At 53.7% G+C, this 22,633-nt stretch carries 16 protein-coding genes, 6 tRNA genes and 3 rRNA genes; 22 read left to right on the top strand and 3 right to left on the bottom strand.

Annotated features, from left to right (window positions below; all coding sequences use genetic code 11):
* Nucleotides 1–137: 137 nt before the first annotated feature.
* Both fadA and fadB read right to left on the bottom strand, forming a co-directional pair.
* Nucleotides 138–1,301, bottom strand: coding sequence for an acetyl-CoA C-acyltransferase FadA (fadA, locus tag LGM20_RS24400; protein ID WP_004886733.1), 1,164 nt, complete (start codon nucleotides 1,299–1,301; stop codon nucleotides 138–140).
* A 9-nt stretch (nucleotides 1,302–1,310) separates the two neighbouring features.
* Nucleotides 1,311–3,500, bottom strand: a complete 2,190-nt coding sequence (gene fadB, locus LGM20_RS24395; protein ID WP_023291585.1) for a fatty acid oxidation complex subunit alpha FadB — start codon at nucleotides 3,498–3,500, stop codon at nucleotides 1,311–1,313.
* Nucleotides 3,501–3,691: 191 nt separating this feature from the next.
* Here fadB and pepQ point away from each other — a divergent pair, with 191 nt between their 5' ends.
* The 11 genes from pepQ to birA all read left to right on the top strand — a co-directional run bounded on the left by pepQ (nucleotide 3,692) and on the right by birA (nucleotide 15,492).
* Nucleotides 3,692–5,023 (top strand): Xaa-Pro dipeptidase, encoded by a 1,332-nt coding sequence (gene pepQ, locus LGM20_RS24390; protein WP_023291586.1) that lies wholly within the window; start codon nucleotides 3,692–3,694, stop codon nucleotides 5,021–5,023.
* Nucleotides 5,023–5,637, top strand: coding sequence for an IMPACT family protein (locus LGM20_RS24385; protein WP_004886726.1), 615 nt, complete (start codon nucleotides 5,023–5,025; stop codon nucleotides 5,635–5,637). The genes pepQ and LGM20_RS24385 overlap by 1 nt, the downstream gene beginning before the upstream one ends.
* A gap of 39 nt (nucleotides 5,638–5,676) precedes the next feature.
* Nucleotides 5,677–7,128 (top strand): Trk system potassium transporter TrkH, encoded by a 1,452-nt coding sequence (gene trkH / locus LGM20_RS24380; protein WP_004886724.1) that lies wholly within the window; start codon nucleotides 5,677–5,679, stop codon nucleotides 7,126–7,128.
* An 11-nt stretch (nucleotides 7,129–7,139) separates the two neighbouring features.
* Nucleotides 7,140–7,682: a menaquinone-dependent protoporphyrinogen IX dehydrogenase gene (hemG, locus tag LGM20_RS24375; protein ID WP_023291587.1), complete on the top strand. Its 543-nt coding sequence runs from the start codon at nucleotides 7,140–7,142 to the stop codon at nucleotides 7,680–7,682.
* A gap of 379 nt (nucleotides 7,683–8,061) precedes the next feature.
* Nucleotides 8,062–9,601, top strand: a 16S ribosomal RNA gene (locus LGM20_RS24370).
* A gap of 70 nt (nucleotides 9,602–9,671) precedes the next feature.
* Nucleotides 9,672–9,748: transfer RNA gene (locus tag LGM20_RS24365), tRNA-Ile, on the top strand.
* A 106-nt stretch (nucleotides 9,749–9,854) separates the two neighbouring features.
* Nucleotides 9,855–9,930 (top strand) — tRNA-Ala (locus LGM20_RS24360).
* A 177-nt stretch (nucleotides 9,931–10,107) separates the two neighbouring features.
* Nucleotides 10,108–13,010: ribosomal RNA gene (locus LGM20_RS24355) — 23S ribosomal RNA — on the top strand.
* Nucleotides 13,011–13,108: 98 nt separating this feature from the next.
* Nucleotides 13,109–13,224 (top strand): 5S ribosomal RNA (gene rrf, locus LGM20_RS24350).
* Together the 16S, 23S and 5S rRNA genes with 2 tRNA genes alongside form the textbook arrangement of a ribosomal RNA operon.
* A 280-nt stretch (nucleotides 13,225–13,504) precedes the next feature.
* Nucleotides 13,505–14,533, top strand: a complete 1,029-nt coding sequence (gene murB / locus LGM20_RS24345) for a UDP-N-acetylmuramate dehydrogenase (RefSeq protein ID WP_044523701.1) — start codon at nucleotides 13,505–13,507, stop codon at nucleotides 14,531–14,533.
* Nucleotides 14,530–15,492, top strand: a complete 963-nt coding sequence (gene birA / locus LGM20_RS24340) for a bifunctional biotin--[acetyl-CoA-carboxylase] ligase/biotin operon repressor BirA (RefSeq protein ID WP_023291589.1) — start codon at nucleotides 14,530–14,532, stop codon at nucleotides 15,490–15,492. Before murB ends, birA begins: the two co-directional genes overlap by 4 nt.
* Nucleotides 15,493–15,518: 26 nt before the next feature.
* Here the strand turns inward: birA and coaA are convergent, their stop codons facing one another.
* Nucleotides 15,519–16,469, bottom strand: a complete 951-nt coding sequence (gene coaA / locus LGM20_RS24335) for a type I pantothenate kinase (RefSeq protein WP_032429237.1) — start codon at nucleotides 16,467–16,469, stop codon at nucleotides 15,519–15,521.
* Between the two features lie 429 nt (nucleotides 16,470–16,898).
* On the opposite strand from coaA, the gene LGM20_RS24330 reads away from it, so the two are divergent.
* The 11 genes from LGM20_RS24330 to rplL all read left to right on the top strand — a co-directional run bounded on the left by LGM20_RS24330 (nucleotide 16,899) and on the right by rplL (nucleotide 22,420).
* A tRNA-Thr gene (locus tag LGM20_RS24330) sits at nucleotides 16,899–16,974 on the top strand.
* A 10-nt stretch (nucleotides 16,975–16,984) separates the two neighbouring features.
* Nucleotides 16,985–17,069: transfer RNA gene (locus LGM20_RS24325), tRNA-Tyr, on the top strand.
* A gap of 115 nt (nucleotides 17,070–17,184) precedes the next feature.
* A tRNA-Gly gene (locus LGM20_RS24320) sits at nucleotides 17,185–17,259 on the top strand.
* 5 nt (nucleotides 17,260–17,264) lie between these two features.
* Nucleotides 17,265–17,340 (top strand) — tRNA-Thr (locus LGM20_RS24315).
* A 115-nt stretch (nucleotides 17,341–17,455) separates the two neighbouring features.
* The gene (gene tuf / locus LGM20_RS24310; RefSeq protein ID WP_004174069.1) at nucleotides 17,456–18,640 is read left to right on the top strand and encodes an elongation factor Tu; all 1,185 of its coding nucleotides are present in this window, start codon (nucleotides 17,456–17,458) and stop codon (nucleotides 18,638–18,640) included.
* Between the two features lie 337 nt (nucleotides 18,641–18,977).
* A complete protein-coding gene (secE, locus tag LGM20_RS24305) occupies nucleotides 18,978–19,361 on the top strand; it encodes a preprotein translocase subunit SecE (protein WP_002883772.1) in 384 nt (127 codons plus the stop codon).
* A 1-nt stretch (nucleotide 19,362) separates the two neighbouring features.
* Nucleotides 19,363–19,908 (top strand): transcription termination/antitermination protein NusG, encoded by a 546-nt coding sequence (nusG, locus tag LGM20_RS24300; RefSeq protein ID WP_001287521.1) that lies wholly within the window; start codon nucleotides 19,363–19,365, stop codon nucleotides 19,906–19,908.
* A 156-nt stretch (nucleotides 19,909–20,064) separates the two neighbouring features.
* Nucleotides 20,065–20,493, top strand: a complete 429-nt coding sequence (gene rplK, locus LGM20_RS24295; RefSeq protein WP_002884034.1) for a 50S ribosomal protein L11 — start codon at nucleotides 20,065–20,067, stop codon at nucleotides 20,491–20,493.
* Between the two features lie 3 nt (nucleotides 20,494–20,496).
* Nucleotides 20,497–21,201 carry a 50S ribosomal protein L1 gene (gene rplA / locus LGM20_RS24290; RefSeq protein WP_002884036.1) on the top strand — a complete coding sequence of 235 codons (705 nt, stop codon included), beginning with the start codon at nucleotides 20,497–20,499 and terminating at the stop codon, nucleotides 21,199–21,201.
* Between the two features lie 289 nt (nucleotides 21,202–21,490).
* Nucleotides 21,491–21,988, top strand: coding sequence for a 50S ribosomal protein L10 (rplJ, locus tag LGM20_RS24285; RefSeq protein ID WP_001207203.1), 498 nt, complete (start codon nucleotides 21,491–21,493; stop codon nucleotides 21,986–21,988).
* Nucleotides 21,989–22,054: 66 nt separating this feature from the next.
* Nucleotides 22,055–22,420 carry a 50S ribosomal protein L7/L12 gene (gene rplL / locus LGM20_RS24280; RefSeq protein ID WP_002884142.1) on the top strand — a complete coding sequence of 122 codons (366 nt, stop codon included), beginning with the start codon at nucleotides 22,055–22,057 and terminating at the stop codon, nucleotides 22,418–22,420.
* The last annotated feature ends 213 nt before the right edge of the window (nucleotides 22,421–22,633 follow it).

The raw sequence follows: 22,633 nt of genomic DNA, 5'->3' as shown, positions 1-22,633 counted from the left end.
CTCTCTTCGCCAATGACGTCATAACTGCGTCGGCTGCGCTCGCTCACCCGAATCACTTACTTCAGTAAGCTCATCGGGATTCGCTCGCTTGCCGCCTTGTTCTGACGCCATTGGCTGTGAGATACCCTTTTGTAAATTTACACCCGCTCAAACACGGTGGCGATCCCTTGTCCCAGGCCAATGCACATGGTGGCGAGGCCGAACTGGGCATCTTTACGCTCCATCTGATTGATCAACGTGGTGCTAATACGCGCCCCGGAACAACCCAGCGGATGACCGAGCGCGATCGCCCCGCCGTTAAGGTTGATCTTCTCATCGATCTGCTCCATCAGGCCCAGATCTTTAATGCACGGCAGGATCTGCGCGGCAAAGGCCTCATTCATTTCAAAGACGTCGATATCGCTGGTGGATAAGCCCGCTTTTTTCAGCGCCAGCTTCGAGGCGGGAACCGGGCCATAGCCCATAATGGACGGGTCGCAGCCGACCACCGCCATCGAACGGACGCGGGCGCGTGGCTTCAGCCCCAGTTCGCGGGCGCGACTTTCGCTCATCAGCAGCATCGCCGCCGCGCCATCGGAAAGGGCGGAAGAGGTACCCGCCGTTACCGTACCGGTCACCGGGTCAAACGCCGGCCTCAGGGTAGACAGCGTCTCGACGGTGGTTTCCGGGCGGATCACTTCGTCATAGTTAAAGGACTTCAGTACGCCATCGGCATCGTGGCCGCCGGTGGGGATAATCTCGGCTTTGAATGCGCCGGACTGGGTCGCAGCCCAGGCGCGGGCGTGGGAGCGCGCGGCGAACTGATCCTGCATTTCCCGGCTAATGCCGTGCAGACGCGCCAGCATTTCAGCGGTCAGCCCCATCATCCCTGCCGCCTTCGCCACGTTGCGACTCAGGCCCGGGTGGAAATCGACGCCGTGGCTCATCGGCACATGGCCCATGTGCTCCACGCCGCCAATCAGGCAAACGCTGGCATCGCCGGTCATGATCATGCGTGCGGCATCGTGCAGCGCCTGCATGGAAGAACCGCACAGACGGTTAACCGTGTTTGCCGGTACCGAATGCGGGATCTCCGCCAGCAGCGCCGCGTTACGGGCGATGTTAAAACCCTGCTCGAGGGTTTGCTGCACGCAGCCCCAGTAGATATCGTCTATTGCGCTTGCCTCAAGCGACGGGTTGCGCGACAGCAGGCTACGCATCAGGTGCGCGGAGAGGTCTTCCGCGCGCACGTGGCGAAATGCGCCGCCCTTTGAACGGCCCATCGGGGTGCGAATAGCATCGACAATGACAACCTGTTCCATTGTGACTCCTTAAGCCGTTTTCAGAGCGCCAACCGGACGGGCTGGCTCTACCTGGGGATAATACGCTTCGTTATGGCGCGCTTTGTCACGCAGACCGGCAGGGACTTCATACAGCGGCCCAAGGTGCTGGTACTGCTGCGCCATATCGAGATACTTCGCGCTGCCGATGGTATCCAGCCAGCGGAAGGCGCCGCCGTGGAACGGAGGGAAGCCGAGGCCGTATACCAGCGCCATATCCGCTTCCGCCGGGCTGGCGATAATGCCTTCTTCCAGGCAGCGGACGACTTCGTTAACCATCGGGATCATCATGCGGGCGATAATCTCTTCATCGCTGAAATCGCGCTTCGGCTGGCTGACGTCGGCCAGCAGGCTGTCGACGGCGGCATCTTCTTCTTTCTTCGGCTTACCTTTGCTGTCGTCTTTATAGCGCCAGAAGCCGAGGCCGTTCTTCTGGCCGAAACGGTTGGCGTCAAACAGGGCGTCGATGGCGTCGCGATAATCTTTCTGCATCCGCTGCGGGAAGCCCGCCGCCATGACCGCCTGAGCATGGTGCGCGGTGTCGATGCCGACCACGTCCAGCAGATAGGCCGGGCCCATCGGCCAGCCAAACTGTTTCTCCATCACTTTGTCGACTTTGCGGAAATCCGCCCCGTCGCGCAGCAGCTGGCTGAAGCCGGCGAAGTAGGGGAACAGCACGCGGTTGACGAAGAAACCGGGACAATCATTGACCACGATTGGCGTCTTGCCCATTTTGCTGGCCCAGGCGACGACTTTGGCAATGGTATTATCCGAGGTTTTTTCGCCGCGGATCACTTCTACCAGCGGCATGCGATGCACCGGGTTAAAGAAGTGCATGCCGCAGAAATTTTCCGGGCGCTGCAGAACGCTGGCCAGCTCGCTGATGGGGATCGTTGAGGTGTTGGACGCCAGCACGGTATCCGGGCGGATTTTATCTTCCGTTTCCGCCAGCACCGCTTTCTTCACTTTCGGGTTTTCCACCACCGCTTCAACGACCACGTCCACGCGATCAAAACCGCTATACTCCAGCGTCGGCTGAATGGTGCTTATTACTCCGGCCAGCTTCAGACCGTCGATTTTGCCGCGTTCCAGCTGTTTATTCAGTAGCTTCGCCGCTTCGGTCATGCCGAGCGTCAGCGATTTATCGTTGATGTCCTTCATGATGACCGGCACGCCTTTCCACGCCGACTGATAAGCGATGCCGCCGCCCATAATGCCCGCGCCCAGGACGGCGGCCTGCTTCGGCGTTTCGACATCTTTGGTCAGTTTTTTCGCTTTCGCTTTGACGTACTGGTCGTTGAGGAAGATACCGACCAGCGCGCGGGCCTCATTGGTATGAGCCAGCGGGACAAAGCTTTTATTTTCCAGCACCAGGGCCTCTTCACGACCAAGACGCGCGGCGGCTTCAATGGTTTTCACCGCGGTGATCGGCGCCGGATAATGCTTCCCGGCGGTTTGCGCGACCATGCCTTTGGCGATGGTGAAACTCATCGTCGCTTCAATTTTGCTGAGCTTCAGCGGCTCCAGCTTCGGTTGACGTTTCGCTTTCCAGTCCAGGTCGCCCTGAATCGCCTGGCGCAGGATCGCCAGCGCGCCGTCGCGCAGTTTGTCGGCAGCAACTACGCCATCCACCAGGCCGATTTTCAGCGCTTGATCGGCACCGACATCTTTCCCGGCAGCAATGATCTCCAGCGCGCTGTCGGCGCCGAGCAGGCGCGGCAAACGGACTGAGCCGCCGAAGCCTGGCATAATGCCGAGTTTGGTTTCCGGCAGACCAATGCGCAGATCCGGCGTCGCCAGGCGATAATCGGTCGCCAGGACGCATTCACAACCGCCGCCCAGCGCGTAACCGTTGACGGCGGAGACAGTGGGGACCGGAAGATCTTCCAGACGGTTGAAGACGCTGTTAGCAAAATGCAGCCATTGGCTTAACTGCTCCTCAGGGACCAGGAACAGTGAGAGGAATTCCGTAATATCCGCGCCGACGATAAACGCCGCTTTTTCAGAGCGCAGCATCAGGCCTTTGAGATCGTTTTGTTTTTCCAGTACGTCCAGCGCATGACCGAGGCTGGCTACGGTTGCGGTATCAAGCTTGTTGACCGAACCTGGGGCATCGAACACCAGTTCGGCGATGCCATCTTCCAGCCAGTCGAGGTACAGGGTGTCGCCTTTGTAGAGCATGTCAGTCTCCTGAATCCAGCAATATGATCTGGTCATACCAGATGAAACGGAGTGTGGAATTTATGTTAAAGAATTGCAAATTACTCTTTAAATAATTGCTGGTCGGATCACATCCGGTGGAAATCACCCGCACGCAGGTCGATGTGCTAAGATGCGGAGTATCACGATCCCATAAAAGCAAAGGACAAAAGATGGAATCCCTGGCCGCGCTCTATAAAAATCATATTGTTACCCTACAAGAACGTACCCGCGACGTCCTGTCCCGTTTTCAGATGGATGCTCTGCTGATTCACTCCGGCGAGCTGGTTAACGTCTTCCTTGATGACCATCCGTACCCGTTCAAGGTCAATCCGCAGTTCAAAGCCTGGGTGCCGGTGACTCAGGTGCCTAACTGCTGGTTGCTGGTGGACGGTGTGAATAAACCGAAGCTGTGGTTCTATCTGCCGGTTGATTACTGGCATAACGTTGAGCCGCTGCCGACCTCGTTCTGGACCGAAGAGGTCGATGTAGTCGCGCTGCCGAAGGCCGATGGCATCGGCAGCCAACTGCCTGCCGCTCGCGGAAATATTGGTTATATCGGGCCGGTTCCGGAGCGCGCGCTGGGTCTGGGAATCGCCGCGGATAAGATCAACCCGAAAGGGGTTATCGATTATCTGCATTACTACCGGGCTTACAAAACCGATTACGAGCTGGCCTGTATGCGTGAAGCGCAGAAGTCGGCCGTGAATGGTCATCGTGCGGCCTATGAAGCTTTTCAGTCCGGGATGAGCGAATTCGATATCAATCAGGCCTATCTTACCGCAACCGGACACCGCGATACCGACGTGCCTTACAGCAACATCGTGGCGCTGAACGAGCATGCTTCTGTCCTGCACTACACTAAACTGGACCACCGCGCTCCGGCGGAAATGCGCAGTTTCCTGCTCGACGCCGGTGCGGAATATAACGGCTATGCTGCGGATCTGACGCGGACCTGGGCGGCACACAGCGATAACGATTTCGCACATCTGATTAAAGACGTTAACGACGAGCAGCTGGCGCTGATTAGCACCATGAAAGCCGGGACTCGCTACGTCGATTACCATATCCAGTTCCATCAGCGCATCGCAAAACTGCTGCGTAAACATCAGTTAGTCTCCGACATCAGCGAAGAGGCGATGGTGGAAAACGATCTGACCGGGCCATTTATGCCGCACGGGATTGGTCATCCGCTGGGTCTGCAGGTGCATGATGTTGCTGGCTTTATGCAAGACGACTCCGGTACGCACCTGGCGGCGCCAGCGAAATACCCGTATCTGCGCTGCACCCGTATTATCGAGCCGCGTATGGTGTTGACCATTGAACCCGGCATCTACTTTATCGAGTCGTTACTGGCGCCGTGGCGTGAAGGCCCGTTCAGCAAACACTTCAACTGGCAAAAAATTGACGCCATGAAGCCATTCGGCGGGATCCGTATCGAAGATAACGTGGTGGTTCACGAAAACAGTATCGAAAATATGACGCGCGATCTGAAGCTGGCCTAATGGAGAGCTGGTTAATCCCGGCGGCGCCCGTTTCCGTCGTTGAGGAGATCAAAAAGAGCCGTTTTATCACGCTGTTGGCGCATACCGACGGCGTGGCGGCGGCGAAAGCCTTTGTCGAGTCCGTCAGAGCGGATCACCCCGATGCCCGTCACCACTGCGTGGCGTGGGTCGCCGGACCGCCTGATGATTCGCAACAGCTTGGGTTTTCTGATGATGGCGAACCGGCGGGAACGGCGGGTAAACCGATGCTGGCGCAGCTGATGGGAAGCGGCGTCGGCGAGATAACCGCTGTCGTCGTGCGTTACTACGGTGGTATCCTGCTGGGCACCGGCGGTCTGGTGAAAGCCTATGGCGGCGGTGTTCATCAGGCGCTGGCGCAGTTGACGACACTGCGCAAGACGCCGTTAACGGCATATACTTTGCAATGTGAATATGGGCAACTGGCCGGCGTCGAAGCGCTGCTCGCCCAATTTTCCGGCAACGTCGTTGAAAGCGAATATCTGGCGTCGGTTCGGCTGCGCGTGGCGCTTCCCCAGGCTGAAGTGGCGGCTTTTTCAGCAAAACTGGCTGATTTTAGTCGCGGTTCATTGCAATTGCTGAAGATTAACGAATAATCCCCTCTGTTTTTTTGCCTATCAAAGGAAGCGCCAGAGATGCATTTTCGCGCCATAACCCGAATCGTTGGACTGCTGGTCATCTTGTTTTCGGGGACGATGATCGTCCCGGGATTAGTGGCCCTGATATATCGCGATGGCGCGGGACGGGCCTTCACTCAAACTTTTTTTGTCGCTCTGGCGATCGGCTCCATGCTGTGGTGGCCGAACCGTAAGCAAAAGGGTGAACTGAAATCCCGTGAAGGATTTCTGATCGTGGTGCTGTTCTGGACCGTGCTGGGTAGCGTAGGGGCCTTGCCCTTTATTTTCGCCGAACAGCCGAACCTGACGGTGACGGATGCCTTCTTCGAGTCATTTTCCGGCCTGACGACGACCGGGGCGACCACCCTGGTGGGGCTGGACTCGCTCCCGCACGCTATCCTCTTTTACCGGCAGATGCTGCAGTGGTTCGGCGGTATGGGGATCATTGTGCTGGCGGTGGCGATTCTGCCTATCCTCGGCGTCGGGGGGATGCAGCTCTACCGTGCGGAAATGCCCGGCCCGCTGAAAGACAACAAGATGCGCCCGCGCATCGCCGAGACGGCAAAAACATTGTGGCTCATCTATGTGTTACTGACGGTCGCCTGCGCATTGGCGCTCTGGTTTGCCGGTATGCCGGCCTTCGATGCGATAGGGCACAGCTTCGCCACCATCGCCATCGGCGGTTTCTCGACTCATGATGCCAGCGTCGGCTATTTCAACAGCCCGATGATCAACTCCATCATTGCCATCTTCCTGCTGATCTCCGGCTGCAACTACGGTCTGCATTTTTCGTTGTTGAGCGGACGCAGCCTGAAGGTGTACTGGCGCGACCCTGAGTTTCGAATGTTCATTGGCGTCCAGTTGACGCTGGTCATCGTCTGTACGCTGGTGCTATGGCTTCATAACGTGTACGGCTCGGTGCTGACGACGCTGAATCAGGCGTTTTTCCAGGTGGTGTCGATGGCGACCACCGCGGGATTCACCACCGATAGCATTGCGCGCTGGCCGCTGTTCCTGCCGGTGCTTCTGCTGTGCTCCGCATTTATCGGCGGCTGCGCAGGCTCCACGGGCGGTGGCTTAAAGGTTATCCGTATCCTGTTGCTGTTCAAGCAGGGCAACCGTGAGCTTAAGCGTCTGGTTCACCCGAATGCGGTGTATAGCATTAAATTAGGTAACCGCGCGCTGCCGGAACGTATTCTGGAAGCGGTATGGGGATTCTTCTCCGCCTATGCGCTGGTCTTTATCATTAGTATGCTGGCTATTATCGCCACCGGGGTGGATGACTTCTCCGCTTTCGCCTCCGTGGTGGCGACATTGAACAACCTCGGGCCTGGGCTCGGCGTCGTCGCGGACAACTTTGCTACCATGAACCCGGTCGCGAAATGGATCCTGATTGCTAATATGCTGTTTGGTCGTCTGGAAGTGTTCACCTTACTGGTGCTCTTTACTCCCACTTTCTGGCGCGAATAACAGGAGTGCTCGTGAAAACTTTAATTCTCTTTTCCACCCGCGACGGGCAGACACGTGAAATCGCTTCGTTTCTCGCCTCTGAGCTTAAAGAGCTGGGTATCGATGCGGACACCCTGAATCTGAACCGTACCGATGACGTGGAATGGCATCATTATGATCGCGTGGTGATTGGCGCGTCGATTCGCTACGGACACTTTCATCCGGCGGTGGACCGCTTTGTGAAAAAGCACCTTGCAGCATTGCAGGCGCTGCCGGGGGCATTCTTTTCGGTGAACCTGGTTGCGCGCAAACCCGAGAAGCGCACGCCGCAGACCAACAGCTATACGCGCAAGTTTCTGCTCAACTCGCCGTGGCAGCCGCAGAGCTGCGCGGTGTTTGCCGGGGCGCTACGTTACCCGCGTTACCGCTGGTACGATCGGTTTATGATCCGCCTGATTATGAAAATGACCGGGGGCGAAACGGATACCCGTAAAGAAGTGGTCTATACCGACTGGCAACAGGTCTCCCGATTTGCCCGAGAAATCGCGCAAATGATCCGCAAACAGGGCGTTTAAACAGCGTCTTGATGGAAAAGCGAGCGAACGAAAAGTTTTTTTGCATTTCCCCTTGTCACCTCAGAATTACTCCCTATAATGCGCCTCCACTGACACGGAACAACGGCAAGCAAGCCGCCGGGTCAGCGGGGTTCCGGTGAGAACCTCGCAGAGAAAAGCGAAAATAAATGCTTGACTCTGCAGCGGGAAAGCGTAATATGCACACCCCGCGCCGCAGCGAAAAACGAAGCGGCACTGCTCTTTAACAATTTATCAGACAATCTGTGTGGGCACTCAAAGTGACATGGATTCTTAACGTCCTCGGACGAAAAATGAATACCAAGTCTCAAGAGTGAACACGTAATTCATTACGAAGTTTAATTCTTTGAGCATCAAACTTAAATTGAAGAGTTTGATCATGGCTCAGATTGAACGCTGGCGGCAGGCCTAACACATGCAAGTCGAGCGGTAGCACAGAGAGCTTGCTCTCGGGTGACGAGCGGCGGACGGGTGAGTAATGTCTGGGAAACTGCCTGATGGAGGGGGATAACTACTGGAAACGGTAGCTAATACCGCATAACGTCGCAAGACCAAAGTGGGGGACCTTCGGGCCTCATGCCATCAGATGTGCCCAGATGGGATTAGCTAGTAGGTGGGGTAACGGCTCACCTAGGCGACGATCCCTAGCTGGTCTGAGAGGATGACCAGCCACACTGGAACTGAGACACGGTCCAGACTCCTACGGGAGGCAGCAGTGGGGAATATTGCACAATGGGCGCAAGCCTGATGCAGCCATGCCGCGTGTGTGAAGAAGGCCTTCGGGTTGTAAAGCACTTTCAGCGGGGAGGAAGGCGATAAGGTTAATAACCTTGTTGATTGACGTTACCCGCAGAAGAAGCACCGGCTAACTCCGTGCCAGCAGCCGCGGTAATACGGAGGGTGCAAGCGTTAATCGGAATTACTGGGCGTAAAGCGCACGCAGGCGGTCTGTCAAGTCGGATGTGAAATCCCCGGGCTCAACCTGGGAACTGCATTCGAAACTGGCAGGCTAGAGTCTTGTAGAGGGGGGTAGAATTCCAGGTGTAGCGGTGAAATGCGTAGAGATCTGGAGGAATACCGGTGGCGAAGGCGGCCCCCTGGACAAAGACTGACGCTCAGGTGCGAAAGCGTGGGGAGCAAACAGGATTAGATACCCTGGTAGTCCACGCCGTAAACGATGTCGATTTGGAGGTTGTGCCCTTGAGGCGTGGCTTCCGGAGCTAACGCGTTAAATCGACCGCCTGGGGAGTACGGCCGCAAGGTTAAAACTCAAATGAATTGACGGGGGCCCGCACAAGCGGTGGAGCATGTGGTTTAATTCGATGCAACGCGAAGAACCTTACCTGGTCTTGACATCCACAGAACTTAGCAGAGATGCTTTGGTGCCTTCGGGAACTGTGAGACAGGTGCTGCATGGCTGTCGTCAGCTCGTGTTGTGAAATGTTGGGTTAAGTCCCGCAACGAGCGCAACCCTTATCCTTTGTTGCCAGCGGTTAGGCCGGGAACTCAAAGGAGACTGCCAGTGATAAACTGGAGGAAGGTGGGGATGACGTCAAGTCATCATGGCCCTTACGACCAGGGCTACACACGTGCTACAATGGCATATACAAAGAGAAGCGACCTCGCGAGAGCAAGCGGACCTCATAAAGTATGTCGTAGTCCGGATTGGAGTCTGCAACTCGACTCCATGAAGTCGGAATCGCTAGTAATCGTAGATCAGAATGCTACGGTGAATACGTTCCCGGGCCTTGTACACACCGCCCGTCACACCATGGGAGTGGGTTGCAAAAGAAGTAGGTAGCTTAACCTTCGGGAGGGCGCTTACCACTTTGTGATTCATGACTGGGGTGAAGTCGTAACAAGGTAACCGTAGGGGAACCTGCGGTTGGATCACCTCCTTACCTTAAAGAACCTGCCTTTGTAGTGCTCACACAGATTGTCTGATGAAATAGAGCAGTAAATAATCTCTGCAGGCTTGTAGCTCAGGTGGTTAGAGCGCACCCCTGATAAGGGTGAGGTCGGTGGTTCAAGTCCACTCAGGCCTACCAAATTTTCCCTGAATACTGCGTTGTGGCAAAGCTCGCATACTTCAGTATGCTTCGCTTCACCACGCCTTGTCTCAGGAAAAATTACCGGTACAGAGATAACACCGATGGGGCTATAGCTCAGCTGGGAGAGCGCCTGCTTTGCACGCAGGAGGTCTGCGGTTCGATCCCGCATAGCTCCACCATCTTTACTGCGAATACAAGAAAACTTCAGAGTGAACCTGAAAAGGTGCACTGCGAAGTTTTGCTCTTTAAAAATCTGGATCAAGCTGAAAATTGAAACGACACACTGTTTAAGTGTGTTCGAGTCTCTCAAATTTTCGCGACACGATGATGTTTTACGAAACATCTTCGGGTTGTGAGGTTAAGCGACTAAGCGTACACGGTGGATGCCCTGGCAGTCAGAGGCGATGAAGGACGTGCTAATCTGCGAAAAGCGTCGGTAAGGTGATATGAACCGTTACAGCCGGCGATGTCCGAATGGGGAAACCCAGTGCAATTCGTTGCACTATCGTTAACTGAATACATAGGTTAACGAGGCGAACCGGGGGAACTGAAACATCTAAGTACCCCGAGGAAAAGAAATCAACCGAGATTCCCCCAGTAGCGGCGAGCGAACGGGGAGCAGCCCAGAGTCTGAATCAGCTTGTGTGTTAGTGGAACGGTCTGGAAAGTCCGACGGTACAGGGTGATAGTCCCGTACACCAAAATGCACAGGTTGTGAACTCGAAGAGTAGGGCGGGACACGTGGTATCCTGTCTGAATATGGGGGGACCATCCTCCAAGGCTAAATACTCCTGACTGACCGATAGTGAACCAGTACCGTGAGGGAAAGGCGAAAAGAACCCCGGCGAGGGGAGTGAAAAAGAACCTGAAACCGTGTACGTACAAGCAGTGGGAGCACCTTCGGGTGTGACTGCGTACCTTTTGTATAATGGGTCAGCGACTTATATTCTGTAGCAAGGTTAACCGTATAGGGGAGCCGCAGGGAAACCGAGTCTTAACTGGGCGTTAAGTTGCAGGGTATAGACCCGAAACCCGGTGATCTAGCCATGGGCAGGTTGAAGGTTGGGTAACACTAACTGGAGGACCGAACCGACTAATGTTGAAAAATTAGCGGATGACTTGTGGCTGGGGGTGAAAGGCCAATCAAACCGGGAGATAGCTGGTTCTCCCCGAAAGCTATTTAGGTAGCGCCTCGTGAACTCATCTTCGGGGGTAGAGCACTGTTTCGGCTAGGGGGTCATCCCGACTTACCAACCCGATGCAAACTACGAATACCGAAGAATGTTATCACGGGAGACACACGGCGGGTGCTAACGTCCGTCGTGAAGAGGGAAACAACCCAGACCGCCAGCTAAGGTCCCAAAGTCATGGTTAAGTGGGAAACGATGTGGGAAGGCACAGACAGCCAGGATGTTGGCTTAGAAGCAGCCATCATTTAAAGAAAGCGTAATAGCTCACTGGTCGAGTCGGCCTGCGCGGAAGATGTAACGGGGCTAAACCATGCACCGAAGCTGCGGCAGCGACGCTTATGCGTTGTTGGGTAGGGGAGCGTTCTGTAAGCCTGCGAAGGTGGCCTGTGAGGGCTGCTGGAGGTATCAGAAGTGCGAATGCTGACATAAGTAACGATAAAGCGGGTGAAAAGCCCGCTCGCCGGAAGACCAAGGGTTCCTGTCCAACGTTAATCGGGGCAGGGTGAGTCGACCCCTAAGGCGAGGCCGAAAGGCGTAGTCGATGGGAAACAGGTTAATATTCCTGTACTTGGTGTTACTGCGAAGGGGGGACGGAGAAGGCTATGTTAGCCGGGCGACGGTTGTCCCGGTTTAAGCATGTAGGCTGGTTATCCAGGCAAATCCGGATAATCAAGGCTGAGGTGTGATGACGAGGCACTACGGTGCTGAAGTAACAAATGCCCTGCTTCCAGGAAAAGCCTCTAAGCATCAGGTAACATCAAATCGTACCCCAAACCGACACAGGTGGTCAGGTAGAGAATACCAAGGCGCTTGAGAGAACTCGGGTGAAGGAACTAGGCAAAATGGTGCCGTAACTTCGGGAGAAGGCACGCTGGTGTGTAGGTGAAGTCCCTGCGGATGGAGCTGAGACCAGTCGAAGATACCAGCTGGCTGCAACTGTTTATTAAAAACACAGCACTGTGCAAACACGAAAGTGGACGTATACGGTGTGACGCCTGCCCGGTGCCGGAAGGTTAATTGATGGGGTTATCCGTAAGGAGAAGCTCTTGATCGAAGCCCCGGTAAACGGCGGCCGTAACTATAACGGTCCTAAGGTAGCGAAATTCCTTGTCGGGTAAGTTCCGACCTGCACGAATGGCGTAATGATGGCCAGGCTGTCTCCACCCGAGACTCAGTGAAATTGAACTCGCTGTGAAGATGCAGTGTACCCGCGGCAAGACGGAAAGACCCCGTGAACCTTTACTATAGCTTGACACTGAACATTGAGCCTTGATGTGTAGGATAGGTGGGAGGCTTTGAAGCGTGGACGCCAGTCTGCGTGGAGCCAACCTTGAAATACCACCCTTTAATGTTTGATGTTCTAACGTAGGCCCCTTATCGGGGTTGCGGACAGTGTCTGGTGGGTAGTTTGACTGGGGCGGTCTCCTCCCAAAGCGTAACGGAGGAGCACGAAGGTTAGCTAATCCTGGTCGGACATCAGGAGGTTAGTGCAATGGCATAAGCTAGCTTGACTGCGAGCGTGACGGCGCGAGCAGGTGCGAAAGCAGGTCATAGTGATCCGGTGGTTCTGAATGGAAGGGCCATCGCTCAACGGATAAAAGGTACTCCGGGGATAACAGGCTGATACCGCCCAAGAGTTCATATCGACGGCGGTGTTTGGCACCTCGATGTCGGCTCATCACATCCTGGGGCTGAAGTAGGTCCCAAGGGTATGGCTGTTCGCCATTTAAAGTGGTACGCGAGCTGGGTTTAGAACGTCGTGAGACAGTTCGGTCCCTATCTGCCGTGGGCGCTGGAGAATTGAGGGGGGCTGCTCCTAGTACGAGAGGACCGGAGTGGACGCATCACTGGTGTTCGGGTTGTCATGCCAATGGCACTGCCCGGTAGCTAAATGCGGAAGAGATAAGTGCTGAAAGCATCTAAGCACGAAACTTGCCCCGAGATGAGTTCTCCCTGAGACTTTAAGTCTCCTGAAGGAACGTTGAAGACGACGACGTTGATAGGCCGGGTGTGTAAGCGCAGCGATGCGTTGAGCTAACCGGTACTAATGAACCGTGAGGCTTAACCTTACAACGCCGAAGATGTTTTGGCGGATTGAGAGAAGATTTTCAGCTTCGATACAGATTAGTCGATGCGTCCGCAGGACGTGTTGATAAAACAGAATTTGCCTGGCGGCACTAGCGCGGTGGTCCCACCTGACCCCATGCCGAACTCAGAAGTGAAACGCCGTAGCGCCGATGGTAGTGTGGGGTCTCCCCATGTGAGAGTAGGGAACTGCCAGGCATCAAATAAAGCAGAAAGCTCAGTCGAAAGACTGAGCTTTTTGTTTTTGCGTTTAAAAAGAACCCCGTCCCGAAAGGTACGGGGTTTTTTGCTGTGTGGGGTATATTTCCCCGATGGCGCTGTGCTTACCGGGGCTACGGACCTTGCGGGTTCTGTTGCCCGGACCGGTACACCACATCACCACCGTTAGCGCCCCGCAATATTATTGCCTCTGTAATCAGGCAAGCCTTCCCCCGCCAGATACGGTAAACTAACGCCGATTTTGCATCAGGAAGCCACTATGAACCACTCCCTCAAACCCTGGAATACCTTTGGCATTGAGCGATCCGCCAATACGATAGTACACGCCGAAACTGAACAACAGTTATTAAGCGCCTGGCAAGCCGCTGTCGCGGCTGGCGAACCCACGCTAATCCTTGGGGAAGGCAGTAACGTCCTGTTTCTGAACGACTATGCCGGTACGGTGATCCTCAACCGAATTATGGGGATCGAGGTGAGCGAAACCCCGGATGCCTGGCGCTTGCACGTCGGCGCCGGCGAAAACTGGCATCAACTGGTGCAGTTCACGCTACAGCATGCGATGCCTGGTCTGGAAAATCTGGCATTAATCCCTGGTTGCGCAGGATCTTCGCCTATCCAGAATATTGGCGCTTACGGCGTCGAATTGCAGCGGGTTTGCGAATATGTTGACTGCATCGAGCTGGAAACGGGACGTAAACAACGCCTTTCCGCAGCGGAATGCCGTTTCGGCTATCGCGACAGCATCTTTAAACATGAATATCAGGACCGCTACGCCATCGTCGCGATTGGCTTGGCGTTAGAGAAAGCGTGGCGACCGGTGCTGAGCTACGGTGATTTAACACGTCTCGATCCGCAGACTGTCACCCCGCAGCAGGTATTCGATGCGGTCTGTCATATGCGAATGACTAAATTGCCGGATCCAAAGATTAACGGTAATGCTGGCAGCTTTTTTAAGAACCCGATCGTCAGCGCTCAGGTTGCTGAAGCGCTGCTGGCGCAGTTCCCTGATGCACCGCACTATCCGCAGGCAAACGGCAGCGTCAAGCTGGCCGCTGGCTGGCTAATCGATCAATGTCAGCTCAAAGGACAACGCATCGGCGGCGCGGCCGTGCATCGACAGCAGGCGCTGGTACTGATTAATGAAGATCAAGCGACCAGTGAGGATGTGATAAAGCTTGCCCATTACGTTCGCCAGCAGGTGGGTGCGAAATTCAATGTATGGCTTCAACCCGAGGTGCGCTTCATTGGAACGCATGGTGAAGTCAACGCAGAGGAGAGCATTGCGTGAAAGACCATACTATCCCTTTAACGCTAATTTCTATCCTTGCTGATGGTGAGTTTCACTCAGGTGAACAGCTTGGCGAGCAGTTAGGCATGAGCCGGGCGGCGATTAATAAGCATATCCAGACTTTACGCGACTGGGGCGTTGATGTGTTTACCGTACCGGGCAAGGGTTACAGCCTGCCAGAGCCTATTCATCTTTTGGATGAGAAAAAGATCTCCCAACAGATAGAGCATGGCCGAGTGACTGTCCTTCCGGTAATCGACTCCACTAACCAGTATTTGCTGGACAGACTGGATGAGCTGACGTCCGGCGATGCCTGCGTGGCTGAATATCAGCAGGCAGGGCGGGGCCGGCGAGGCAGAAAATGGTTTTCCCCCTTTGGCGCGAATCTCTATCTCTCAATGTACTGGCGTCTGGAGCAGGGCCCGGCAGCGGCTATTGGCCTAAGCCTGGTGATCGGTATTGTGATCGCTGAAGTGCTGCAGCAGCTCGGGGCCGAACAGGTTCGCGTGAAATGGCCAAACGATATTTACCTGCAGGATCGTAAGCTGTCAGGGATCCTCGTGGAACTGACGGGGAAAACGGGCGATGCCGCACAAATCGTCAGCGGCGCGGGTATCAACCTTGTGATGCGTCACGTGGAGTCTGATGTCGTCAATCAGGGTTGGATCAGTCTTCAGGAAGCAGGGGTGGTCATCGATCGTAACCTCCTCGCCGCGCGCCTGATTAAAGAGCTGCGCCTGGGACTGGAGCTGTTCGAGCAGGAAGGGTTGGCTCCTTATCTGCCGCGCTGGGAAAAACTGGATAACTTTATTCATCGTCCGGTAAAACTGATTATCGGTGATAAAGAAATTTATGGCATTTCCCGCGGTATTGACGCCCAGGGGGCGCTATTGCTGGAGCAGGATGGTGTGATAAAAGCCTGGGTCGGTGGTGAAATATCATTGCGCAGCGCAGAATAAAAAAGGGAGCTTCGGCTCCCTTTGCTTTATTTCCGTAAGCGTACCTGATTAACAGAATGATTGGCGCTCTTGGTCATAATCAGGCTGGCGCGCTCGCGGGTTGGAAGGATGTTTTCTTTTAGATTCATTAGGTTAATCTCATTCCATAGCGAGGTGGCAATATCCACCGCTTCTTCCTTCGACAGCTTGGCGTAATTATGGAAATAAGAATCCGGGTCGGTAAATGCTCCTTCCCGGAATTTAAGAAAACGGTTGATATACCAGCTTTTCAATAATTCTTCCGGGGCATCGACATAAATAGAAAAGTCGACAAAATCCGATACGAATACATGATGCGGATCGTGTGGATAATCCATCCCACTTTGCAGAACATTCAGTCCTTCAAGAATGAGAATATCCGGTTGCGCGACGGTTTTATCGCCGTCGGGAATAACATCATAAATTAGATGGGAATAAACTGGTGCAGTTGCCTGTGGTACTCCTGATTTGAGATCGGAGACAAACTTCACCAGCCGATGCATATCATAAGACTGCGGAAAACCTTTCTTCTTCATTAACCCACGTTCTTTCAAAACCGAGTTAGGGTGCAAAAATCCGTCAGTGGTAATGAGTTCGACATGGCGATGCTCAGGCCAACGGCTAAGCAAGGCCTGCAGTACACGGGCGGTGGTGCTTTTACCTACCGCAACGCTGCCAGCTATGCTGATTATATAGGGAATACGCTGACCGTTAGTGCCAAGAAATTGTTCGAGAACCGCCTGACGACGCAGGTTAGAACTAATATAGAAGTTGAGCAAACGCGACAGCGGCAAATAGATCTCAGCAACCTCTTCCAGAGAGAGATCTTCGTTGATGCCTTTTAACCGCGTGATTTCTTCCTCGGTTAACGTCATCGGGACAGAATCACGAAGTGCAGCCCATTGGTGGCGGTTAAATTGTAGGTACGGTGTCATTAACGTCTGCTCTTTTTGGCTCATAAGCATGTTCTTACCATCACCGAATACGTTGAAACGGCGATGCTTCACACGAGTTAATCAGGACAATGGGCAGGAGGGTAACACCAGATTGCCGGGAATAATAAGAAAAAAACTCATTGAATGCTGCTTTCTCGCGCCAGCGTCACAAGAGAGGAATAAGTTTCTTATGCTTTGCAAAGCATGGTCTTTGCTAACAGGATAGTGCTAACGGCCTGCTGCCTTTCAGGCTGCGGTCAGCATAGGTTCCGGGTAAACGTGGATGACCGAAACCGCGCCTGCTGTGCTGTTTGCTGGCGATTATTTGCACTCCGTTGTTTGAAATTACACCGTTTTTTCGCGTAAGAGCACAAAATGTGAGCAAGAGAACGTTTTATGCAAATTTTTAGTTGCATGAACTCGCTCCTCTCCCTAGAATGCGCGCTACTTGATGCCGACTTAGCTCAGTAGGTAGAGCAACTGACTTGTAATCAGTAGGTCACCAGTTCGATTCCGGTAGTCGGCACCATAACAATTTGGGTGGGGTTCCCGAGCGGCCAAAGGGAGCAGACTGTAAATCTGCCGTCATCGACTTCGAAGGTTCGAATCCTTCCCCCACCACCACTTTCTGGCGACGCTTTGCGTAGCCGGAGTTGGTTGGGTAAACTAATCAGCTCAATACTACAGAGAGCAGTCTCTTTAGTATTACAGAAAGAACTGGGTAGCCGAGTTTCAGGATGCGGGCATCGTATAATGGCTATTACCTCAGCCTTCCAAGCTGATGATGCGGGTTCGATTCCCGCTGCCCGCTCCAGACGTGCTGATATGGCTCAGTTGGTAGAGCGCACCCTTGGTAAGGGTGAGGTCCCCAGTTCGACTCTGGGTATCAGCACCACTTCTTTTCTCTCCTTCCCTGTTTCTCTTCTGTTATGTTCATTCAACAAGTCGGGCATGTTGCCTGGTTGATGTGGTGATATCACCGATTTATCCGTGTCTTAGAGGGACAATCGATGTCTAAAGAAAAGTTTGAACGTACAAAACCGCACGTTAACGTCGGTACTATCGGCCACGTTGACCATGGTAAAACAACGCTGACCGCTGCCATCACTACCGTACTGGCTAAAACCTACGGTGGTTCCGCTCGCGCATTCGACCAGATCGATAACGCGCCGGAAGAAAAAGCTCGTGGTATCACCATCAACACCTCTCACGTTGAATATGACACCCCGACTCGCCACTACGCGCACGTAGACTGCCCGGGCCACGCCGACTATGTTAAAAACATGATCACCGGTGCTGCGCAGATGGACGGCGCGATCCTGGTTGTTGCTGCGACTGACGGCCCGATGCCGCAGACTCGTGAGCACATCCTGCTGGGTCGTCAGGTAGGCGTTCCGTACATCATCGTGTTCCTGAACAAATGCGACATGGTTGATGACGAAGAGCTGCTGGAACTGGTTGAGATGGAAGTTCGTGAACTGCTGTCTCAGTACGATTTCCCGGGCGACGACACTCCGATCGTTCGTGGTTCTGCTCTGAAAGCGCTGGAAGGCGACGCAGAGTGGGAAGCGAAAATCATCGAACTGGCTGGCCACCTGGATACCTATATCCCGGAACCAGAGCGTGCGATTGACAAGCCGTTCCTGCTGCCGATCGAAGACGTATTCTCCATCTCCGGTCGTGGTACCGTTGTTACCGGTCGTGTAGAGCGCGGTATCATCAAAGTGGGTGAAGAAGTTGAAATCGTTGGTATCAAAGAAACCGCGAAAACCACCTGTACTGGCGTTGAAATGTTCCGCAAACTGCTGGACGAAGGCCGTGCTGGTGAGAACGTAGGTGTTCTGCTGCGTGGTATCAAACGTGAAGAAATCGAACGTGGTCAGGTACTGGCTAAGCCGGGCACCATCAACCCGCACACCAAGTTCGAATCTGAAGTGTACATTCTGTCCAAAGACGAAGGCGGCCGTCATACTCCGTTCTTCAAAGGCTACCGTCCGCAGTTCTACTTCCGTACTACTGACGTGACTGGCACCATCGAACTGCCGGAAGGCGTAGAGATGGTAATGCCGGGCGACAACATCAAAATGGTTGTTACCCTGATCCACCCGATCGCGATGGACGATGGTCTGCGTTTCGCAATCCGTGAAGGCGGTCGTACCGTTGGCGCGGGCGTGGTTGCTAAAGTTCTCGGCTAATCGCTGATAACATTTGACGCAATGCGCAATAAAAGGGCATCATTTGATGCCCTTTTTGCACGCTTTCACACCAGAACCTGGCTCATCAGTGATTTTATTTGTCATAATCATTGCTGAGACAGGCTCTGAAGAGGGCGTTTATACACCAAACCATTCGAGCGGTAGTGCGACGGCAAATCAGTATCCTTCTTTGCAACAGCAGGGCAGGGGCGACAGAACCGTCAGCGTTGAAGCAATTTGAATAGTTAAGTGTATAATCCGAAACTTAATTTCGGTTTGGATCGCCTCGCCCCCGCGGGGTGAAATTGTTTGTAGAATACTTCTGACAGGTTGGTTTATGAGTGCGAATACCGAAGCTCAAGGGAGCGGGCGCGGCCTGGAAGCGATGAAGTGGATTATCGTTGCCGTGCTGCTGATCGTGGCGATCGTGGGCAACTTCCTTTATCGCGACATTATGCTGGCGGTGCGTGCGCTGGCCGTGGTTATTCTTATTGCTGCTGCCGGTGGCGTCGCGCTGTTGACGACGAAAGGTAAGGCGACCGTTGCTTTTGCTCGCGAAGCGAGAACCGAAGTTCGTAAAGTGATTTGGCCGACTCGCCAGGAAACGCTGCATACTACGCTGATTGTTGCTGCCGTGACTGCAGTAATGTCACTGATCCTGTGGGGACTGGATGGTATTCTGGTTCGCCTGGTCTCCTTTATCACTGGCCTGAGGTTCTGAGATGTCTGAAGCTCCTAAAAAGCGCTGGTACGTCGTTCAGGCGTTTTCCGGTTTTGAAGGTCGCGTAGCCACGTCGCTGCGTGAACATATCAAATTACACAACATGGAAGAGTTATTTGGCGAAGTCATGGTCCCGACCGAAGAAGTGGTTGAGATCCGTGGCGGCCAGCGTCGCAAAAGCGAACGTAAATTCTTCCCGGGCTACGTTCTGGTCCAGATGGTCATGAACGACGCAAGCTGGCACCTGGTGCGCAGCGTACCGCGCGTGATGGGCTTCATCGGCGGTACCTCTGACCGTCCGGCGCCGATCAGCGACAAAGAAGTCGACGCCATCATGAATCGTCTGCAGCAGGTTGGCGATAAGCCGCGTCCGAAAACGCTGTTTGAACCGGGTGAAATGGTTCGCGTTAACGACGGTCCGTTCGCTGACTTTAACGGCGTGGTGGAAGAAGTGGACTATGAGAAGTCCCGCCTGAAAGTTTCCGTTTCTATCTTCGGTCGTGCGACCCCGGTAGAACTGGACTTCAGCCAGGTTGAGAAGGCGTAAGCCGGCGATCAAAAAAGCAGCGATTTAATCGTTGCATAGGGCGCGAAATTGGCATACAATTTCGCGCCTTTTGTTTTTATGGGCCCGGCCCGTAAAACGATGTTTAATCACGGGGAGCTTCTCTGAAGCGTTAATACCCAATTTGAGGATTTAAGAATGGCTAAGAAAGTCCAAGCCTACGTCAAGCTGCAGGTTGCAGCTGGTATGGCGAACCCGAGCCCGCCGGTCGGCCCAGCACTGGGTCAGCAGGGCGTGAACATCATGGAATTCTGCAAAGCGTTCAACGCCAAAACTGATTCCCTGGAGAAAGGTCTGCCGATCCCGGTTGTTATCACCGTTTACGCTGACCGTTCCTTTACCTTTGTTACCAAGACTCCGCCGGCTGCTGTTCTGCTGAAGAAAGCTGCAGGCATCAAGTCTGGTTCCGGTAAGCCGAACAAAGATAAAGTGGGTAAAATCTCCCGCGCTCAGCTGCAGGAAATCGCGCAGACCAAAGCTGCCGACATGACTGGTGCCGACATTGAAGCGATGACTCGCTCCATCGAAGGTACTGCACGTTCCATGGGCCTGGTAGTGGAGGACTAAGAAATGGCTAAACTGACCAAGCGCATGCGCGTGATCCGTGAGAAAGTTGATGCAACTAAACAGTACGACATCAACGAAGCCATCGCTCTGCTGAAAGAGCTGGCCACCGCTAAATTTACCGAAAGCGTAGACGTTGCCGTTAACCTCGGCATCGACGCGCGTAAATCTGACCAGAACGTCCGTGGCGCAACTGTACTGCCGCACGGTACTGGCCGTTCCGTTCGCGTAGCCGTATTTACCCAGGGCGCAAACGCTGAAGCTGCTAAAGCTGCAGGCGCTGAGCTGGTAGGTATGGAAGATCTGGCTGAGCAGATCAAAAAAGGCGAAATGAACTTTGACGTTGTTATTGCTTCCCCGGATGCAATGCGCGTTGTTGGCCAGCTGGGTCAGGTTCTGGGTCCGCGTGGCCTGATGCCGAACCCGAAAGTGGGTACCGTAACTCCGAACGTTGCTGAAGCGGTTAAAAACGCGAAAGCAGGTCAGGTTCGTTACCGTAACGACAAAAACGGCATCATCCACACCACCATCGGTAAAGTGGACTTTGACGCTGACAAACTGAAAGAAAACCTGGAAGCTCTGCTGGTTGCGCTGAAAAAAGCAAAACCGACTCAGGCGAAAGGCGTGTACATCAAGAAAGTTAGCATCTCCACCACCATGGGTGCAGGTGTTGCAGTAGATCAGGCTGGCCTGAACGCTTCTGCAAACTAATACCTTTACGTGGGCGGCGAATTTGTCTACAATTTTCGCCCACGTTTGCTAACGATGGTTAGCAGGTAACCGAATTGTTCGTTGGAGCCTGGCCTATCCAGGCCTCCGTCGAAGACCGCAGGTGTTTCGCAAGAAACTTAATCCCCTGCGTAGACGGTGACAGAACGCTAAGATTATTTTTGGATATTCTGGCTTGTTTCTGCTCACCGTATTTAGACGCTCTTTTCGTTGAATTGAGTGAAGTGAGTTCCAGGGCATAGGCTCTGGCAAACATCCAGGAGCAAAGCTAATGGCTTTAAATCTTCAAGACAAACAAGCGATTGTTGCTGAAGTCAGCGAAGTAGCCAAAGGCGCGCTGTCTGCAGTAGTTGCGGATTCCCGTGGCGTAACTGTAGATAAAATGACTGAACTGCGTAAAGCAGGTCGTGAAGCTGGCGTATACATGCGTGTTGTTCGTAACACCCTGCTGCGCCGCGTCGTTGAAGGTACTCAGTTCGAGTGCCTGAAAGACACGTTTGTTGGTCCGACCCTGATTGCATACTCTATGGAACACCCGGGCGCTGCTGCTCGTCTGTTCAAAGAGTTCGCGAAAGCGAATGCAAAATTTGAGGTCAAAGCCGCTGCCTTTGAAGGTGAGCTGATCCCGGCGTCGCAGATCGACCGCCTGGCAACTCTGCCGACCTACGAAGAAGCAATTGCACGCCTGATGGCAACCATGAAAGAAGCTTCGGCTGGCAAACTGGTTCGTACTCTGGCTGCTGTACGCGATGCGAAAGAAGCTGCTTAATCGCAGTTATCATTGTAAAGCATTCGCTTACGTATAAACTTATTCTGATATTCAGGAACAATTTAAATGTCTATCACTAAAGATCAAATCATTGAAGCAGTATCCGCTATGTCCGTAATGGACGTTGTTGAGCTGATCTCTGCAATGGAAGAAAAATTCGGTGTTTCCGCTGCTGCTGCTGTAGCTGTAGCTGCTGGCCCGGTTGAAGCTGCTGAAGAAAAAACTGAATTCGACGTAATTCTGAAAGCTGCTGGCGCTAACAAAGTTGCTGTTATCAAAGCAGTACGTGGCGCGACTGGCCTGGGTCTGAAAGAAGCTAAAGACCTGGTAGAATCTGCTCCGGCTGCACTGAAAGAAGGCATCAGCAAAGACGACGCTGAAGCTCTGAAAAAATCTCTGGAAGAAGCTGGCGCTGAAGTTGAAGTTAAATAAGCCAACCCTTCCGGTTGCAGCCTGAGAAATCAGGCTGAGGCTGGTGACTTTTTGGTCACCAGCCTTTTTGCGCTGTAAGGCGCCAGTAGCGTTTCACGCTGTTTGACTACTGGTTTGCCTCTCAATGCTTGTTTCTATCGACGACTTAATATACTGCGACAGGTTAGGGTTCCTGGGCTGTGTAAATCGCAATGAAATGGTTTAAGCGTGATA

Origin of the sequence: Klebsiella quasipneumoniae subsp. quasipneumoniae (assembly GCF_020525925.1) — a bacterium.
GTDB classification, from domain to species: domain Bacteria; phylum Pseudomonadota; class Gammaproteobacteria; order Enterobacterales; family Enterobacteriaceae; genus Klebsiella; species Klebsiella quasipneumoniae.
The sequence above is the reverse complement of the archived record's forward strand: the minus strand, read 5'-3'. Positions and strand labels throughout refer to the sequence as shown.

Excerpts from the sequence above, each read along its gene's own strand:
- fadA (WP_004886733.1), bottom strand. The coding sequence starts at position 1,301 with ATGGAACAGGTTGTCATTGTCGATGCTATTCGCACCCCGATGGGCCGT.
- fadB (WP_023291585.1), bottom strand. The coding sequence starts at position 3,500 with ATGCTCTACAAAGGCGACACCCTGTACCTCGACTGGCTGGAAGATGGC.
- pepQ (WP_023291586.1), top strand. The coding sequence starts at position 3,692 with ATGGAATCCCTGGCCGCGCTCTATAAAAATCATATTGTTACCCTACAA.
- LGM20_RS24385 (WP_004886726.1), top strand. The coding sequence starts at position 5,023 with ATGGAGAGCTGGTTAATCCCGGCGGCGCCCGTTTCCGTCGTTGAGGAG.
- trkH (WP_004886724.1), top strand. The coding sequence starts at position 5,677 with ATGCATTTTCGCGCCATAACCCGAATCGTTGGACTGCTGGTCATCTTG.
- murB (WP_044523701.1), top strand. The coding sequence starts at position 13,505 with ATGAACCACTCCCTCAAACCCTGGAATACCTTTGGCATTGAGCGATCC.
- coaA (WP_032429237.1), bottom strand. The coding sequence starts at position 16,469 with ATGAGCCAAAAAGAGCAGACGTTAATGACACCGTACCTACAATTTAAC.
- tuf (WP_004174069.1), top strand. The coding sequence starts at position 17,456 with ATGTCTAAAGAAAAGTTTGAACGTACAAAACCGCACGTTAACGTCGGT.
- secE (WP_002883772.1), top strand. The coding sequence starts at position 18,978 with ATGAGTGCGAATACCGAAGCTCAAGGGAGCGGGCGCGGCCTGGAAGCG.
- nusG (WP_001287521.1), top strand. The coding sequence starts at position 19,363 with ATGTCTGAAGCTCCTAAAAAGCGCTGGTACGTCGTTCAGGCGTTTTCC.
- rplK (WP_002884034.1), top strand. The coding sequence starts at position 20,065 with ATGGCTAAGAAAGTCCAAGCCTACGTCAAGCTGCAGGTTGCAGCTGGT.
- rplA (WP_002884036.1), top strand. The coding sequence starts at position 20,497 with ATGGCTAAACTGACCAAGCGCATGCGCGTGATCCGTGAGAAAGTTGAT.
- rplJ (WP_001207203.1), top strand. The coding sequence starts at position 21,491 with ATGGCTTTAAATCTTCAAGACAAACAAGCGATTGTTGCTGAAGTCAGC.
- rplL (WP_002884142.1), top strand. The coding sequence starts at position 22,055 with ATGTCTATCACTAAAGATCAAATCATTGAAGCAGTATCCGCTATGTCC.